Origin of the sequence: Herbiconiux daphne (assembly GCF_024979295.1) — a bacterium.
Taxonomy (GTDB): domain Bacteria; phylum Actinomycetota; class Actinomycetes; order Actinomycetales; family Microbacteriaceae; genus Herbiconiux; species Herbiconiux daphnes.
Window position 1 is genome coordinate 1 of the sequence record NZ_JANLCJ010000127.1, and the last position, 1,142, is coordinate 1,142.

Genomic DNA, 1,142 nt, shown 5'->3' on the forward strand with positions numbered 1-1,142 from the left:
CTCTCGTAGTATCTTTATTATCACTGATACTAAAACACACAAGAAGTATCTTGGTGTTGAAGGAGTTGGTGTCACTGATTTAGGTGATGAACGTAGTAAAGATGATGACGATGATTCTGCTGCTGCGGCAGCCACAGTTACTACAATGACGGCGGTGCAATAAAATGGATATTGGCCTGTTAGTTTGGGATGGTGGAGATGGTACCTCCACTATTCGCTTCTTTCGTGACCTTGATAAAGCTCAAGATAAACTGGAAGAAGATTCTTACAACTGTAATGAGGATGTAACAGTTATTACAGTTCCTGATAATTTTGTTCCACCTGGATTCTGGGCGGATGAGGATGACGATTAATGAATTACTCGGCTTATTACTCTACGGACATGGTTAATGGGCCGGGTATTCGTGCTGTACTGTTCGTTTCGGGCTGTACACATGCGTGTCCTGGATGTTATAATGAATCAACTTGGAGTCCGTTAGCTGGTGCTCGATACACACCTGAGATTGAAGACCAGATTATCCGTGACCTCAAGGATACCCGAATCGTTCGGTCAGGATTAACCCTGACTGGCGGTGACCCTCTTCATCAGCATAATCGTTACGATGTACTGAGATTGATTCTCCGTGTACGTAAAGAGTGTCCAGACAAAACCATTTGGTTATGGACTGGTTATTATGATAAAGAGATTATGGAAGATAAAGACGCTCGAATGCGTTACATTCGCAACAACGTGGATGTTGTAGTGGACGGACGTTTTATCAAGGAGTTACATGACCCGAATCTGAGATTTCGTGGTTCAAGTAACCAAACGATTATCAATGTGAGAAATATATGACTATGGATGTTAAAAAACCTTGCCGCTATTGTGATGGTGAAATGGTATTAGTTCAGGACAGACTCTACCATGATTGGACTCACGAGTGTAAGAAGTGTGGATATTTCATTGAACTGATGCCTCGTAGCAATGTTCGGTTAAACCACAGTCATGCACTTGATAGTTCAATGGAAGTGAATCCTTACGAATAAGGAGGTTCTATGCCTTCAAGCCCAAATTACGTTCGTGATTTAAAACAGGAACGTAAGACAGCAATCAAGCGCGGTGAGACTGGTGTAGGTTCAATGAGTAAAGACGCTATCAGGCA

At 42.4% G+C, this 1,142-nt stretch carries 2 protein-coding genes; both read left to right on the forward strand.

The genetic code is table 11. From position 1 onward, the window contains the following. Positions 1-164 precede the first annotated feature (164 nt). Positions 165-353 (forward strand): hypothetical protein, encoded by a 189-nt coding sequence (locus N1032_RS23515; RefSeq protein WP_259542787.1) that lies wholly within the window; start codon positions 165-167, stop codon positions 351-353. After that, positions 353-835, forward strand: a complete 483-nt coding sequence (nrdG, locus tag N1032_RS23520) for an anaerobic ribonucleoside-triphosphate reductase-activating protein (protein ID WP_259542788.1) — start codon at positions 353-355, stop codon at positions 833-835. The genes N1032_RS23515 and nrdG overlap by 1 nt, the downstream gene beginning before the upstream one ends. Positions 836-1,142 lie beyond the last annotated feature (307 nt).